The 15,535-nt window shown below is 42.4% G+C and carries 10 protein-coding genes and 5 pseudogenes; 5 read left to right on the forward strand and 10 right to left on the reverse strand.

All coding sequences use genetic code 11. From position 1 onward, the window contains the following. Window positions 1-55 precede the first annotated feature (55 nt). The 3 genes from F6K63_RS12685 to F6K63_RS12695 all read right to left on the reverse strand — a co-directional run bounded on the left by F6K63_RS12685 (window position 56) and on the right by F6K63_RS12695 (window position 2,252). Window positions 56-964 carry an ATP-grasp domain-containing protein gene (locus F6K63_RS12685; protein ID WP_287312304.1) on the reverse strand — a complete coding sequence of 303 codons (909 nt, stop codon included), beginning with the start codon at window positions 962-964 and terminating at the stop codon, window positions 56-58. A gap of 354 nt (window positions 965-1,318) precedes the next feature. Continuing rightward, complete coding sequence (locus F6K63_RS12690; RefSeq protein ID WP_287312305.1) at window positions 1,319-1,552, reverse strand: cyclic di-GMP-binding domain-containing protein, MshE-related; 234 nt, start codon at window positions 1,550-1,552, stop codon at window positions 1,319-1,321. Between the two features lie 385 nt (window positions 1,553-1,937). Continuing rightward, entirely contained in the window at window positions 1,938-2,252 is a 315-nt protein-coding gene (locus F6K63_RS12695; RefSeq protein WP_008191057.1) for a tetratricopeptide repeat protein, read from the reverse strand. A gap of 777 nt (window positions 2,253-3,029) precedes the next feature. Between F6K63_RS12695 and F6K63_RS12700 the strand changes: the two genes are divergently transcribed. Then, a complete protein-coding gene (locus F6K63_RS12700) occupies window positions 3,030-3,185 on the forward strand; it encodes a hypothetical protein (protein ID WP_287267450.1) in 156 nt (51 codons plus the stop codon). Between the two features lie 733 nt (window positions 3,186-3,918). Further along, window positions 3,919-4,464: pseudogene (locus F6K63_RS12705) on the forward strand (caspase family protein); the annotation flags it as partial. Window positions 4,465-5,083: 619 nt separating this feature from the next. On the opposite strand, the gene F6K63_RS12710 reads toward F6K63_RS12705, so the two are convergent. Continuing rightward, entirely contained in the window at window positions 5,084-5,788 is a 705-nt protein-coding gene (locus F6K63_RS12710) for an AidA/PixA family protein (RefSeq protein WP_287267448.1), read from the reverse strand. Window positions 5,789-5,916: 128 nt separating this feature from the next. Between F6K63_RS12710 and F6K63_RS37790 the strand changes: the two are divergent. Both F6K63_RS37790 and F6K63_RS37795 read left to right on the forward strand, forming a co-directional pair. Further along, window positions 5,917-6,192, forward strand: a pseudogene (locus F6K63_RS37790) (IS4 family transposase); the annotation flags it as partial. Then, window positions 6,187-6,459: pseudogene (locus F6K63_RS37795) on the forward strand (IS4 family transposase); the annotation flags it as partial. The pseudogenes F6K63_RS37790 and F6K63_RS37795, both read left to right, overlap by 6 nt. A gap of 229 nt (window positions 6,460-6,688) precedes the next feature. Here F6K63_RS37795 and F6K63_RS12720 read toward each other — a convergent pair. The 4 genes and pseudogenes from F6K63_RS12720 to F6K63_RS12735 form a co-directional block, all read right to left on the reverse strand. Further along, window positions 6,689-7,375: an AidA/PixA family protein gene (locus tag F6K63_RS12720; protein WP_287267447.1), complete on the reverse strand. Its 687-nt coding sequence runs from the start codon at window positions 7,373-7,375 to the stop codon at window positions 6,689-6,691. A 978-nt stretch (window positions 7,376-8,353) separates the two neighbouring features. After that, window positions 8,354-8,545 (reverse strand): hypothetical protein, encoded by a 192-nt coding sequence (locus tag F6K63_RS12725; RefSeq protein WP_008178652.1) that lies wholly within the window; start codon window positions 8,543-8,545, stop codon window positions 8,354-8,356. A gap of 74 nt (window positions 8,546-8,619) precedes the next feature. Further along, complete coding sequence (locus F6K63_RS12730) at window positions 8,620-8,862, reverse strand: transposase (RefSeq protein WP_071986781.1); 243 nt, start codon at window positions 8,860-8,862, stop codon at window positions 8,620-8,622. Between the two features lie 33 nt (window positions 8,863-8,895). Next, window positions 8,896-9,033: pseudogene (locus tag F6K63_RS12735) on the reverse strand (transposase); the annotation flags it as partial. Window positions 9,034-9,494: 461 nt separating this feature from the next. Between F6K63_RS12735 and F6K63_RS12740 the strand changes: the two are divergent. Beyond that, window positions 9,495-13,364, forward strand: a pseudogene (locus F6K63_RS12740) (nSTAND1 domain-containing NTPase); the annotation flags it as partial. A gap of 209 nt (window positions 13,365-13,573) precedes the next feature. Here F6K63_RS12740 and F6K63_RS12745 read toward each other — a convergent pair. Continuing rightward, complete coding sequence (locus F6K63_RS12745; RefSeq protein WP_008187325.1) at window positions 13,574-14,410, reverse strand: Rpn family recombination-promoting nuclease/putative transposase; 837 nt, start codon at window positions 14,408-14,410, stop codon at window positions 13,574-13,576. A gap of 126 nt (window positions 14,411-14,536) precedes the next feature. Next, a complete protein-coding gene (locus F6K63_RS12750) occupies window positions 14,537-15,514 on the reverse strand; it encodes an ABC transporter ATP-binding protein (RefSeq protein ID WP_008187326.1) in 978 nt (325 codons plus the stop codon). Window positions 15,515-15,535 lie beyond the last annotated feature (21 nt).

The raw sequence follows: 15,535 nt of genomic DNA on the forward strand, positions 1-15,535 counted from the left end.
GCCAAGGCCAAAGACTGACTGCTGACTGCTGACTGCTGACTGCTGACTGCTTACATTAAACATGCTGCCCTATATTTTTGTTTAATTCCATATAAAATTCCTCCTTGTTGGCATTATCTGGGAGCCCAGCTGTTTGGCCATCACCAAGTTCTATAATAATCCACTCATCATTAGTATTCTTAGCAATATCCATCGTGAAAAAATTACTATCTATTTTTTGGGCAACATCAATAAAGGGCGTGAGGTCTAGTATTGTATCACCATAGTCACCTTCATCCCAATAATTAAACAGTTTTACCAATTTACCAAAAACGAAGAATAGTCTGTACTCTTTTGTCAATGGCATACCACTTTTAGAATGTTCCGTTAAAAATTCCAGCTCTTCAAATTTTCGGAACACCAGCCCTTCATTCAAGGCCGAACCTCGCAGCTCTATAAACCTTTCTACTATCTTCTTCACGTTGTCTTTATTGGATGCATCTGGAATAAAGCAAGCTTCCTGCCAGTTATGTTTTTCTGATTTTACATAATCCTTGACAATAATAGGATAATTTCCAAACTCATCGGTCAGGGAATTAATCACTTCCCAATTATTCATTTCCTGACCCACTGTCCAATTCGATTTTGGAGTTAAAGCATTGATTTTTGGATAATACTCAGGTAAATAGTGACAATATTTAAATTCTGCTGGAGTATTAATCAGTTTGATCTTCTTGTTTAAAAGTCCATGATAAAGTAACCCATAGGATAAAGGAGTTAACATCCATCCACGATAAATAGCCAATTCCTCCACTTCCGCATTTTCCACATACCTTAATGAACGAGCTACCTTGCCATCAGTCAAGTCTTCAAAGCTGAATAGGGAAGTTATGAAGCCAGCTAATTTGGCAGCTTTAATCTCTTCTTCGTAATCAGGTTCTATCAGTTTATGGTCAAAGACGCTATCGCAAAATATTACTCTCATTTCCAGTTTTATCTTATGAATGATGAGGATTTAAATAATTACAGCGGTTTTCAATTCGGTCAGCTATAAATCTCTGGATTTTAGGGACTTTGGAGCAGTGAATTCAGCAATTGCTATAGTAACGGATGTAGTAAAGTATGTAGTAACGGATGTAGTAACGGATGCCGTACTTGATGTAACAAATGGGGTGTGATGGGTGATTAAACGGAGGCGATCAATTGCTCCTATTGTTTCTAATATCTAATCCCTAAAGCTAATCCGAAGATACCATTCAAAGCTATCAAAACCTTTAGATAATAACGATGGAATACGTTTGAATTTTGGCGTTTGAATTTTGAATTATATCCAGTGGGACTAGTCAATCACCCAAAACCCATTTATTCGCCAATATTGTTCCAAAAGTGCTTGCTCCAAATCCTGAGATTCAATCAATCCTTTAGTTACCAAAATTTCTCCCAATTGGATTCCTGTTAAAGACTGGATTTCCAGGGCTTTATTGAGTTGATTTGTAGAAATAATTCGTTTACGAATCAGAATTTTACCAAGTTGCATGACTGGGTGCTTTTGTTTCAAGTAATAATCGAACATTGGTCATTAGTCAATTTCCAATTTCCAAAGTTAATTGGAAATTGACTAATGACATTTGACAAATGATTGTTAAATGAGTTAATCAATAGATGCCGTTGGCGAGCCTCACCAATAGTGCATAGTCTTTGAACAACCCACTAGTTAATCACGCGCTTTGTGAAAATTTATGAAAAAGGCGAGAGTAAGAATTCAGGACTTCCGTAGTAACACTATCTGTATGGTGCGTTATTAACGCAACCTACTACTTGTAGCGTTTAGTGCCCAGTTTTGTGTCAGTCCTGAAGCGGAAAGCGCACCTGTAGTTAACTTTTGCCTCTTGTCTCTTGCCTATTGCCAATGCCATTGCCCCTAGCCCTATACCATTCACTACACAGGCTTAAGCGAATCACCGTGAGTAAAGGTGGTGAATTTTGGCTATTATCTTTTGATAATCATCCGTTTTACCCTTTTTTTGGTAAATTGCAGCTGATTTTTGAAAATTTGCTAGGGCTTCTTGATGCTTACCTAATTCTCGAAGGCATATGCCACGGTTGTCATAGGCAGCAGCATGGTTGGGGTCAATCTCAATGGCTTCATTCAATTCCAGAATGGCTGCTTGAAATTTGCCCACCACTAGATGGCTAATTCCTCTAAAGTAGTAAAAATTAGCACTTTGAGAATTAGTTTCTTTTGGCTGCTGACGTTGCTTAAAAATTTCCATTGGCTTACCTATTGCTACTTCAATTAGTAGGTAGCTACAAACTACTCAGGAGCTACCGATTTAGATGTTATTGACCAATCCCTAAAATCCCGGTTTTTGGGAATATAAAGATTAGGTTTCAGTCTTGCCTAGTCTGTCTTTGAATACTGGTTTACTCAACAATGTTGGGCTTTGCCATCAAACCTGCCATGGATTTAAGTCCACAGCTCATAGCTAAGGTCGGTTTCAACCGACTACAACCCTTTATCTCTAGTCCGTTTTAACAGACTTGAGTTATTAGGTAGTTATTAATCCTAGGGTGGGCAGTGCCTACCAACGCGCTTTGCAAGCTTGATTATCTGTCTGGTGCACTGCCCACCCTACATGAACTAGCTAGTCATTAATCCTAGGGTGGGCAGTGCCTACCAACGCCCTTTGCAAGCTTGATTATCTGTCTGGTGCACTGCCCACCCTACATGAACTAGGGGTTTTACCCCCTAGCGGGATAGCAGCGACACCATAGTTTGTAGGAGCTTTGTCAGTCAATCAGCCCTGAATAACACCTGAATAACAATAGAGGTAATAACCTCTATTACAATTAACTACCAGTACGACATCCTATCAGGGTAGAGTGAAAAATTTGTGAACAGAGAAAAAGGCAATTAGGTGGGCTTTCCGCATCTAATTATTAAATTCGCCACGGGTTGCATCTGAAGACTAACAGACAAAAGAAAACGACCGCACAATCAAAGGGAGTTATAAGCTAGGCAGATAGGGAGTTCAATGCTGTAGGCACCCATGCCACCCAATATAACAGTTCTCAATTGGGTTCGGGAATTGGGAATCGGGAATCGGGAATCAGCAATCGGGAATCAGCAATCGGGAATCAGCAATCGGGAATCGGGAATCGGGAATCGGGAATCGGGAATCGGGAATCGGGAAAAACTTCTGTAGAGATAGCTATTTTAAGTAATTACAGTCCTAAAGCTAATAGTTCCAGGATTAAGAGTACCCACAAGGGTACTGTCAAAACCTGAAAAAAGGCACGAAACTAGAGGAAGTTGATTAAAGCTTGTTAATTGGAGAGTTCTAAACGACAGCTATGTCAGGATTCAGTCTAGGGCTAACGGGCTAGTTGAAAAGCTACCCTTATCAGCTATCAGCTGTTGATAGCTGAATACTTACTAATCCTTACTATTATACCTTCAATTACTAAGTTAATCAGTAATTTCATCCCTAACTATTCTGAGGAAATTAGAAATGAGAGAGTTCAATACATTAAGCCTAATGTTAATTATTTATCTGGTTATTTTTGTTAGCATTAGCCCTAGAGAAGCCAACAATTTTGTTCAATTTATCAATGAAGCCTGGTAATTGGTAATAGGCAGAAGTGTTGCCTAGTTAACAGGGGCAAGAGTGTTGCGATAGGGGAAAGATGGGGACTTAAGAGTGTTCGTGGGTAAGTCCTGTGGGAGAGCCACCCTTGAAAATTTGCTGCATAATTTTTGGGGGTTAGCCAGATAAGTTTATAGACACTTAAAAATCGGCTATTAGCACTCAGCATTCAGCAGGTAGTGCCTTAGCTAAATGCTTAGGAATATTGAAATATACCTGCCCCTTAATAAGGGGTTATTCCTGTTTCATAAAAAACCATAATTTGGCATTTAAGAAAATCGCCAACTGCTATATGTTCTCCCGCAACCTCGCATTTATCATCGGTATTAATAACTATACAAACGGCATTTCCACCCTGAACACCGCCGTCAACGATGCTAAACAACTAGCAGAAATTCTCCGCGAGAAGCATGATTACGAAGTCTGGGAATGCCTAGACGAAGTGGCAACTCTGTCTAAGTTTAACAAATTTTTATCCCATACCTTACCCGAACAAGTTACTGAAAATGACCGCTTATTATTTTACTTTGCTGGTCATGGAGTCGCTCTCAATGGCGATGATGGCCCGGCTGGTTACCTAATTCCTCAAGATGCCAAACTGGGGGATACTAATAGTTATCTGCCCATGACGAAGTTACACGATGCTTTAAGTCAATTACCCTGTCGTCATTTCTTGGGTATCCTCGACTGCTGTTTTGCTGGTGCTTTCCGTTGGTCGAATACTAGGGATTTATTAACCTCGCCAGAAGTAATTCACCAAGAACGATACGACCGTTTTATTACTGACCCAGCCTGGCAAATTATTACCTCCTCAGCTTCTGACCAAAAAGCCTTAGACTGAAGTTCCCCCATACACGTGTACTATGAATCCCTCAACTCTTACGGTGCCTACATTTTGACAGGTAGGACTAATGTACTACTGGGTACCAATCGATTCATCGCCTGATGTAGTGCTGATTTTGGCGCTCATCTATTAATTTTTTATTATAGAGCGTACACATTTCAAAAACAAACCTTCACATGGCTACGGGGTTTTCTGGCCTAGGGATACTAAGTTGTGCTATAATGAATAGCCTAAGCGTACGCGCCACACTAGTCTAGTACGCTGTAATCTAATCATAGCAATAGGTACAAGCATTTTATCAAACTGGTTGTACCCAGTAGTACTATTGTTCTACAGCACTCAAAGCCTTGATTGGCATAACTTTTGGGCTATGATAGTACATTTGTACAGGTGAACTTCAGTCCATGAGCTTCCAGTTCCCTAGCCAGGGTAAGCGCAAGAAAAAATTGCCCATAATGTGCATTGGCTGGATATCGGTTGATCGTGCCTCGAAACCCCTATAATCTCGTAGAACTTTATTCTCAATAGAGTTTAATTGTTGATAATTATCCCCTTTTTTTCTCAATAAGCTACAGCTTATTGATTCTTGCGCTTACCCTGGTTACCTAGCGTTTCATAGCTTAATCCAGAAACGCCTATTTGTAATTATATTACACAATCGGTAAAAGCCATGAGTTTCACCTTTTCGATCCAACACAGTGAAATCAAAAGTGTATTTTTGCCGACCGAATGCGAGTACAGTGGCCTCCCAAAAATCACCATCTTGACGTTGCAGCGTGTAATCTATACCCCCGTAATTTACTACTGGAGTTGAACCACAAGATGGAATGTCTTGCCGAGCCTCACTCATAGGGACTGCGACACACTTTTTTATAACCATTTTTTTAGGAGTGTCCAACACATCCGGCCTTATTCTTCTTCTTGTTGGGCTAAATTTATACGACACAATATTGTATAACTCATTGTTAGAAAATGATGTACTAGACCAGCGAATTACATCGCTTGGAAATGCTGATATTGTTAGTTCTGCTCCTTCTCGTAAATTGTAAGCCCGACCGTTATTCGCTAGCATGTGAATTAATCTATTGTCAACTATCTGGGGGCTAAGTTCTGTGCCTTTACAATCAACCCATTCTATAACACCCCCGTTCACTGTTGGCGTGCAGTGGTCTTCTAGTATCCCTTCGACATCAATCGCAACGACAACATTGGTTATGACTCGCTCTTGTCCATAGACTTTAGTAGGAAAGCCAAGGACTATTCCTAGCATGACAACCCCTACCAAGCAAAAAGACAGGAATTCTTTTCCTAATTTCATTCTTCTTCCTCTTTTGGTTATCTTCTCTAGCATAGCTATTCCGAATCTAAGTACAGGACAAAAAGCTTGAAATGAATAGCAGGATAGGGTTTCATCAGAAATACCACAATCTGCCCTTAACCCTATGAATCAATAAGCGCGAATTGAAGCAATTACTCCAAGAGCATAAAGAGCTGGGATGGAGCCAGACTCTCGCTTAATGCCCTGTTCTTGTTGGCTCTGTTGAAGGTAAAAACCGTCAATCTCTGTGAGCTGTCGTTAGGGTTTGGAGGCAGGGCACTGCCGGAATCGAGCTTACTTGCGTCTCAGAGCGATTTTTTCGAGGCTTTGAGGTGGATTACGCCCAGATTGCCAAAATCGTTGTGAGCTGGATGGGGATTCCTGATGGGTGGGTGCTGACCCTCCGCTTTTGCCTTGAGTCTACTCACTTTACATTAGCTGAGCGTTTACGCAAACTTAAAGCCGCTGCTGACACTGGCACGCTCGTTGGTCAATGGGAACGGGTTTGTGGTTACACCAGTATCAACCCATTACTATTAAAAAACACGGTCGTCGGCGAGCGAGCTTATTTCGCGAACGGATTTGACTACTTGCGGCATTTGGTTTTAAATCCTTTTATCCACAATCAGGCTGACTTTTCGCACTCTCTAAAACTTTTGTCCTGTACTTAGATTCCGAATACCAGGTTTAAGCAGGTTCACAAAATTAATAATTAATTACACATTTTCCAAAACTCAAAGCCTTACAATGTAAGGGTTACAGAGATTGGGAGTAGGCAATTAATTATGTGTAGGTGCTTAGCATTGCCGTAAGAGGAAGAAATAATATATTATTTCTTCCTCTATATTGAGACTCAGTATTTTTCAAGATAAATAACTTTACAGCAGTAAAAGTTATTTATCATCGGTAGCTGATTATAATGTAAGGATCCCATCGGTAAAAGCCATGACTTCCACCTTTTTGATCCAACACAGTGAAATCAAAAGTGTATGTTTGCCGACCGGTTGCAAGTACAGTGGCCTGCCAAAAATCCCCATCTTGACGTTGCCGCCTGAATTCTATACCCCCGTAAGTTACATCTCCAGTTCGACCACAAGCTGGAATGTCCTGCCTACCCTCACTCTTGGGGATTGCGGAACAGTTTTCTGTAACCAGGTGTTGAGGGTTGTTCAACAGGTCACTCGCCCCTCCAATTTTGCGAAATTTATACAAAGGAACAGTGTACGCAGAATTGTTAGAAAATGATGTACTAGACCAGCGAATTACATCGCTTGGAGCTGCTGATATTGTTAGTTCTGCTCCGCCTTGCGAAGATACAGCCCGATCTTGCTTCACTAGCATGTGAATGAAGTCAGTGTTAACCATCTGGGGACGAGCTTGTGTGCCCTTACAATCAACCCATTCTATAACACCCCCGTTCACTGTTGGCCTGCAGTAGTCTTCTAGTATCTCTTGGGCATCAATCGCAACGAGAATATTGGTGAAGCTTGCCTGTTGTGCATGGGCTTTAGTAGGAAAGCCAAGTACTATTCCTAGCATGACAACCCCTGCCAAGCAAAAAGACAGGAATTCTTTTCCTAATTTCATTATTCTTCCTCTGTTGGTTATCTTCTCTAGCATAGCTATCCCGAATACCAGGTTTAGCATTGCCGGTTTTGGTGAATTCGCCTTTTTAGCCTTTTGTTTTTAGGCTTGGCTATCCTTCACACTCTTTAATGGTTGGCTAATTTTCCGGTTGTTCGACTCTATTTCTTCCTCTCAACTTTACCTGAGCACCTTTTAAAACACGAGCTTTTTTTTGTTTTTTGTTGTTCGGCTCTATTTTTGCCTCTCATCTCAACTTTACCTGAGCACCTTTTAAAACAGGCTTTTTTAAATCAAACCTTATTTAGGCTAGCAACTATTTTTCAACAACGAGCATTTAGTTAACTAAACGTTACACTTGATTTTGGCTAGGGTAAAACCAGGGTAATCGCATTTTGTTTGGTATAAATTGTACTTGACAAAAACAAAGATATGTAATATAACTAATTTTTGCCGTTGATTAGAGTCGATGTCCGATATTACCCGGAGCACCTCTCCTGTCATACCGTACGTGAAGGTTTCCCCTCATACGGCTCCTAGGTATCCTTAGAGGATGTTTGAAAAGTGATGAGAGGTCAAATTTTAGGCCAAGCGGCGAACCATGATCCGTATCTAGGCCAGGTAAATGAATGTCTCTGATGTTTCAGGCAACAACTCATGAACCTATCCCACTAATATAATTTTAGTAATCCACATATGAATAGTCGCGCTTGGCAAGGAAAGCATCGAACACAACACAAGCCGCGTTCCCAACGAACCACCAAACGTCGGTACTTCCTTTGATACCAAGTGAATCTTCGTTCTTGTTGAAATCGTGGTGTATCATCTTTGATTGGTCTACCTCGATGCACCAAGGACTGATCAACTCTTTTAGGGAACTGGGGTCTAATACCCCTTTTTCTGAGCAGTGAACGTTTCTCTAATGAGTCGTAACCCTTGTCAGCGGCTATTACTCGGAATCTTTTCTTGGGACGACCCCGTTTACCTGTAACAAAGCGCGATGCTATCTAGTAATGGTATCACCTGCTCCGGTTCACTCCCATTAGCTGGTGTGGTGCTGTAAGCCATGGGCATACCATTACCTTCTGTGACTGTGTGTATCAACACTCCTTTCCCTTTATATCCATAGGCTACTCCTTCACCTCCTCCCTTGCCAGGGGGAAAAAGAGCCATCTACGGCTCCATAATTCCAGTTAATCAACCCTCGATTTTGCGCGTACGCCAATACTCTACATTGTATTTTTTCGCTAAGTTCCGTTTTTTTGCCATCGTTTCAACCATCGATGTGCTGAACTTTTTGATGCCCACTGTTCCCCTCTGGGCACATCACACCAACGACATCCTGTAATTAATACGTACAGCAGTGTGTTTAAAACGTAACGGAATGGTACATGGGGCATACCTCTACCTCGCTTTTGCGCTTCACACGGCAAAATCTTTTCAAACAGCTCCCATTCTATGTCACTTAATCCTTCAAATCTTCCTGGCATTTATCTGTTCAAGTTTTTCTGATTACTTGATTTTCAGTCTATCAAGTTTTCGGACAATAGTGGGATAGGTTCATAGTCTCTGACCAATCGACGGCACCCCATCAGCCAACCAAAAGTGCGCTCCACTACCCAACGCTTTTTAAGTAGTACGAAGCCAATGGTTATGTTGGGGTCGGAGCACGACTTGTACAATCCAACCGCAGACATCCATGACTGAAGTTCCCCCGTACACATGTACTAAAGAAGTCCAAAAGTACTGCCAATCCTAGCTTTGAGGGTTGTAGAACAATAGTACTACTGGGTACATACTGATTGGGAAAACGGCTGAACCTATTGCTTAGAATAAATTGTAGCGTACTCGTGCAGTGAAGGGTGTAAACTGTTGCCATTTATTTTAGCTTAATTTTGCGCGATAGTTCAATGCAACTCCTCTGCCATGTAAAAACTTGTTTTTGGTTAGCGTATGCACTACAATGGGAACTTAGACTAAAAACATGTGATCCAGCCGAAACTCCCACTACACAAGGCTTAGAGAGATTTGTCCCCAGTAGTACATTAGTTCTACACTATCAAAATGTAAGCGCAGTAAAGCTTTGAGAGACAGGTAGTACGTTTGTACGGGGGAACTTCAGTTAGATAACTTTAATTTAGGTAGCGAACGCGGTCAAGTCGGTAATCATTCCCCTTTTGCTAGTGCATTATTAGAAGCCCTCGAAGGTGCAGCAGATATCTATCCTCCTGCTACGAATGGTAAATCGGCTGGAGATGGGGTAATTACAGCCACAGAATTATATTTATATTTACGGGATACCATCGAAATACCCACAGAAAAATGCCGTCTGCGACAAACGCCCGGTATTTGGTGTTTAAACAAGCACGATAAAGGCGAGTATATCTTTCTTTCTCCGGAACATGAACTTAACTTACCACCAGCACCACCTTTAGATCAGTCACAAAATCCCTATCGTGGTTTAAAGTCCTTTGAGGAGAAACACAGTTCACTGTTTTTCGGTAGAACATTACTAGTAGAAAAGTTAGACTATTTTGTCAAAGCTAATCCCCTGACAGTGGTGTTGGGTGCTTCCGGTTCCGGTAAATCTAGCTTGGTGAAGGCAGGATTAATTCCCAAACTACGGCAAGATAATACTGAGAAATGGTGTATTTTGCCACCCATCCGTCCTGGTGAGACTCCCTTGGAAGCATTAAATAATGTGCTGACTGAAGCTAAGTTACCTAATGTTGAGCCACAAAACCCCCAGCATAACCTGGCAATGAGCATTGATGTTTGGGCGAAAAATAACCCCAACTCTAAGTTATTACTGTTTATTGACCAAAGCGAAGAAATTATTACACTCTGTCAAAACTTAGATGAGCGTAAGGAGTTTTTCCAACAGATACTCACAGCCATCAATGCCCATCGGGATAAATTACGGGTAGTATTAACCCTACGTTCTGATTTTGAACCCCAAGTCAGGGATGCTGGCTTAAAGTTGGCACCGGAAGTACTAAATCAATTGGGAAGCACGGTACTGATAAATCTTTGGCAAAGTGGACGATTTATTGTACCGGCGATGACACGAGGGGAACTAAGGGAAGCGATAGAAAAACCGGCTCAAGCACGGGTAATGTATTTTCAACCCCACGAACTTGTAGAAGAATTGATTAATGAAGTGGCGGATATGCCCGGAGCATTGCCCCTGCTGTCTTTTGCCTTGAGCGAACTTTATCTCAAGTATTTAAAACGACAACGGGGGGCACAATATAGAGGAATCACTATTGATCGGGCCTTGACTCAAGCCGATTATATTGAATTGGGGGGAGTAATGCGATCGCTAACTCAAAGGGCTGATCACGAATATGAGGCGCTAGTTAATGAAAACCCTGCTTATGCCCAAGTTATCCGTCATGTGATGCTGCGGATGGTCGCCCTGACTGGGGGTGAGTTAGCCCGTAGGCGGGTACCGTTATCGGAACTAGAATATCCACCACCGAAAAATGGTTTAGTGAAGGAAGTAATTGAGCGCTTTAGCAATGCACGGTTACTGGTTATTGGAGAAGATGCTGAGGGGAATCCCTATGTGGAACCTGCCCATGATGCTTTGGTGCGGGGTTGGCAAAGGTTGCTGGAGTGGAAGCTTGAGAATGAGGAAAATTTACTTCTACAACGGCGGTTGACTCCCGCAGCCCAGGAGTGGGAAAGCCAGCAACAGGCAAGGTTTCTTTGGAATGCTAACCCTCGTCTTGATTTGTTGAAAAAGGTATATTTATCCGATGATAACTGGCTTAACCAAGTAGAAGCTGAGTTTGTGCGGCGCAGTATTGGGCGAAAAAGCTTTAATACTCGTCGGAATTGGGGTGTTGCGATCGCAGTTATGCTAGGGTTAGGTACGGGTTTGGTCTTTTCTTTGATTGGACAGAGAGAGGTACTGATAGGTCAAGTCAGAACTAATATAAAATCTGCAGAATCGACCTTACCAAACCAAGAGTTGGATGCGTTGCTTAACAGTTTACGGGCAGGGAAAGTTCTTAAAGATTGGCCTGGATACTTATCCCTATTCAAGCCAGAAAGTGAGCTACCGTTTTTAATGGAGCCAGAAAGTGAGCTTCAACATCAATTGTTACGAACTTTGCAAAAGGTATTCTATTTAGCGAAAGAACGTAACCGCATAGAAGTGCCTCAAAACTTTAAGAAGATGTTTTTTAAGGATGGTGAGTTACTGATTGCTACAGCAGGAGATGATGGTATTGTCCGCTTACAAGAGTTGATGGGACAACCACTAGCCCAAGTATTTTCAGGACATACAGGTGAAGTCAATCTTGATATTAATAAGGATGGTCGCTTATTAGCAACCATTGACAAGCAATGTACTGTTCGCCTGTGGAACTTGGAAGAAAAACAGGAAGAGCCACCAAAGCTTATAGCTTCTATCTCACAGTCTAAAGATTGCGAAGTGAGCGGTGAGGTGAGCGGTGAGATCATTTTCAGTCCTGATGGCAAGAAGCTTGTAGCCTATAAAGACCGAACAAGCACTATCTACCTGTGGGACTTAACGGGAAATGAACCGAAGCTATTAAAAAAGGATCAAGACAATTTCAGTAGTATTAGCTTTAACTCCAAGAACCAGCTAGTTGTAGCTGTAGCTAACGAATCTGACTATACCCTCCGCTTGTCAGACTTTGTGTCTGGCAGTCAGTTAGCAGAGTTTAAAGATTTTTATGGGTGTTATTCGTGTGAGAGTCAACTCTTTGGGAACCTCGTTTTTAGCCCTGATGGTACATACTTGGCAGCCGCCTATGGCACTGATAACAGCATTGCCTATGTTGTTAGTTTAGATCATGAATCGTGGGAGAGTTTTAAACCCCTAAGCAGAGCTGCAAGCATCAGTTTTGATGCCAATAGTCGTCTGATTATCGGTCAACAGAATAATGGTATTATTAGTGTTCATGATTTATCTGGGTCTCATTCTTTACAATTTGAACTGAAAGGGCATCAAGGTAGTATTGGTGAGGTTATTTCTAGCTCGAATGGCAGAAAAATTGCTAGTATAGGTGATGACAAGACTATTCGCTTGTGGGAAACAGAGAACAAGCAAGTGGAAGAGTTAATCCCAATTGAGGGGAAGTTTAAAAGTCTCAGCATCAGCCCCGATAGCAAGCAACTAGCTGCTGTAAAAGAAGATGGGAGTGTCCATTTGTTAGATTTGAATGCTAATAATAATAAGTGGGAGCAATTTGCAGATATTCAAGGCATAAGTCAAATCATTTTTAGCCCTGATCGTAAGCAATTGGCTGCTGTAGACAAAGATAATACGATTAGCCTATTAGATCTAAATGGAAAGGAATTGTATCCACCCCGAAAATTCAAAAAACCAATTAGCCAGCTTATTTTTAGCCCTGATAGCAAGCGTCTGGCTGTTATAGAAAATGATGATGGTATAATCCATCTGTTGGATTTGAACAAAAAAAACTGGAAAACCTTGCCCTTCAAATTACCTCTTCGTATCGCTTTTAGCTCGGATGGCAGGCTGTTGGTGGTGGATTTACTAGATGACGAACATGTAGATAAACCCACTATCGTCTTAAAGGAATTGAAGCCTGGTAATGAATTGGATTCTGGGAAGGAATTAGTTCGGTTTAAGGGTGCTGAGAACCCCAGATTCAATAAGAATAGTATTGTTCTTAATACTCAGGGTAACTTATTAGCAGCTATTGCGGACAGCGATTATATCCATGTATGGGATATATCAGGAAAATTATTGACTGCTTTCAAAGGGCAGCAAAAAAACAAATTAACCAGTATAAGTCAAAGTGCTGATGGTAGCTTAATAGCTACCCTTGACCAGAATGGTACTGCAAAGTTGTGGCAGTTTGGAGGATTGGATGAACTCCTATCCAAGAGTTGTGATAGGGTGCGTGACTATCTTGAGAATAACCCCAATGTTGACAAGAGCGATCGCAATCTCTGCGAGAATGTACCAAAATTGGCGATCACCGAAGACTAATCGCACTCCAAAAACTCTTGGCACACAAGTGCGATCACTTGTAGGCAGATTTACTACGGTTGCTTGGGAAGTGCGATTGGCCGTAGGCCACGCTACGCGAGTCACGCTTCGCTTCCGCTAAAAGCGATCGCACTCTCGTTAATCTTGGTTGAGAAGTCGTGCGCTAAACGTAGCTATGCCTCTAGGGCTTATCCCACCGAAAGCATTACCTACGAGTTCGATTTGCTATCAGCAACAGATAGTGAACGCATCCATTCATCCAAATCGTCAGGTTTCGTAAAGTCCAACAACGCTTCCCCCAAAGCTTCAAGCTGAGGGAGGGATAAGGCTTGAACCTGCGCTCGTATTTCTGGGGACACTTCGCCAATGCGACGCAAGAGTTGGCGGAGTATAAGAGATTGTTCCCCTTCGTAACGGCCTTCATCCTTAATGTCTTGATAAATTACAGACTGCTCCATGATATCTCTGCGTAAAACCTGGTTAATGAAGTTCCTCTTTAATAATAGCCCTGCTAGAATCCCAGCGGACGCAGCCACATTGGTCTGTATCCTCATTTCTGGAATCGCCTCAACTCTTGCAGCCACCTGACGCAAGGTTTGAGCAGCGTCGGGGGTTTGTGTCAGCACAGCCAAGGGCAATAACCCCGTCGATTCCAGAAACGGCTGAGTTGGTTGTTCCCATAGCCGAATCACCTCAAATTCGTGACGAGTACCAGGAATCTCAAACGCTGTCTGATAAACGAGTGCAGAAGTTGAACGGGTTAAGTAAATGACCACTTGGCGCATCTGCTTATTGGGAAAACGGCGGAAAACTCTTAGGCGGTAATCTGCCATTCTGAAGGCCATAGTTGAGTCAGGTTTAGTCTGAAACTCGACGTGAAGGACAAAATCATCAGAATTCAGCAAAATCAAAGCATCCGCTCGAATGGGTTCAAGGGACAGTTCAGATGGACTGAGTTGGGTCATGGTGATGGGTTCACCAAGTAACCAGGAGGCAAAATCTTCCGAAAAGCTTTCAGCGAGGAACTTGCAGGTATTATCGAACATTAAACGATTATATCAGAGTGCCCGTCTCAGGGATTCTGCTGGATCCCGACTCCCGACTCCCTCGGTGCGCTTTCCGTAGGCGAATTAAATTCGCCACGGGTCGCACCGCTCCCGACTCCCGACTCCCTACTCCCTCAAACCCGGATTATTCAACTGCTTCATAAAAAACTCTTCCAAAGAAGGACGATTTAAAGTCATATTCATCAATTGGGCATCCATCAGCCGGAGGGAAGCCATAAACTCTTGGGGTTCCCCTCGCAATTGACCGTACCAGCAATCATCCTCAAATTCCAATTCCATCAACCACCGTTTGATAATCTCTATATTCCCACCTTTGCCTTTAACTCGGTAGGTGTTATCGGTACCCAAAAGTTCATCTAACGCTCCCATACAAATTAATTCCCCATTAGCGAGAATAGCGATGCGATCGCATATTTTCTCCACATCTGACAACACATGGCTGTTGAAGAAAATAGTCTTGCCTTGAGCTTTCAGAGACATAATAATTTCCCGGATTTGGTAGCGTCCCATGGGGTCAAGACCGGACATGGGTTCATCGAGAAATACTACTTCTGGGTTATTAATCAGTGCCTGGGCCATACCGATGCGCTGGAGCATCCCTTTAGAATACTGACGTAGTTGTTTCTTGCGTGCTGCTGATTGGGACAATCCTACTAGTTCTAACAGCCGAGGAATGCGTTTACGTTTTACCTCATGGGGAATTTCAAATAGTCCAGCCGTAAAGTGCAAAAATTCCCAGCCAGTGAGATAGTCATAGAAGTAGGGGTTTTCTGGTAAGTAACCAATGCGCTGCTTGACCTTTACATTACCAAGGGGATGTCCCAGTAACCATCCTTCTCCGCCAGTAGGACGGACAATTCCTAGTAAGGTTTTTAAGAGGGTAGTTTTCCCGGCTCCATTTGGACCGAGTAATCCAAAGGTTTCTCCCTGATAGACCGTTAGGGAGCAATTTTTCAGGGATTCAATTTTTTGATTGAGCCAGAAGCCAGTGCGGTAGACTTTGCGCAGTTGGGAGGTCTGAACCACTGGGATTGCTTCAGAGGTGGTGAGTTGGGGGGGGAAAGTGAGAGTAGATTGCTCCATCCTGTTGCTCAGAAATGAGGG

This window comes from Moorena sp. SIO1G6, from assembly GCF_010672795.1.
Taxonomy (GTDB): Bacteria; Cyanobacteriota; Cyanobacteriia; order Cyanobacteriales; family Coleofasciculaceae; genus Moorena; species Moorena producens.